The organism is Bradyrhizobium altum (assembly GCF_020889705.1).
Lineage (GTDB): Bacteria > Pseudomonadota > Alphaproteobacteria > Rhizobiales > Xanthobacteraceae > Bradyrhizobium > Bradyrhizobium altum.
Map to the genome: position 1 here is coordinate 1 of NZ_JACMYP010000604.1, position 598 is coordinate 598.

Consider the following 598-nt stretch of genomic DNA (forward strand, 5'->3'; position numbering starts at 1 on the left):
GCCATCCAGCAGGTACACCCGCGTGTTGGCAATTGGCCGCCCGATCGGGACCACCGACCCATTAAAATCAGCCGGGCAATGCCAGACTGTCGCGCAGACTGTTGCCTCGGTCGGGCCATAAGCGTTGACAATTGATGCCGGGGCAAGACTTCGGATGAGTTCAGCCTTCGGCAGCTCTCCAGCAAGAATGAGAACTTGCAAAGCCAAACATTCCAGATTGTTGCTTGCCTGAAGCGACGCCGGGGGTAACGTCGCATGGGTGATAGCTTCGCTTCGGAGATAATCCGATAGCTTGTTACTCGCTTGACGGATCTCGTCCGCAGGCAAGTGCAATGCGGCTCCAGAGCCAAACGCCATAAGAAGCTCCCAAGCGCTTGCATCAAAACCAACGGAGGCGAACTGCACGACTCGGCTCTTCGAAGAAGCGCGAAAAAGACCGACCTCAGCCAACAGCAGATTGACCAACCCTCGATGCTGGATCATGACGCCCTTTGGGGTTCCGGTTGAGCCTGATGTGTAGATCACATAGGCGAGATGGCGGGATGTGAGGCCAAGCGTGCGCGGGTCGGGGTCCGAAGCCGGCCGTTCGGCCCAGGCC

1 protein-coding gene is annotated in these 598 nt (G+C 58.2%); it reads right to left on the bottom strand.

The features are described 5' to 3' along the window. The coding region (locus H8B02_RS47665; RefSeq protein ID WP_233288013.1) for an AMP-binding protein at window positions 1-598 on the bottom strand (598 nt) is incomplete at both ends.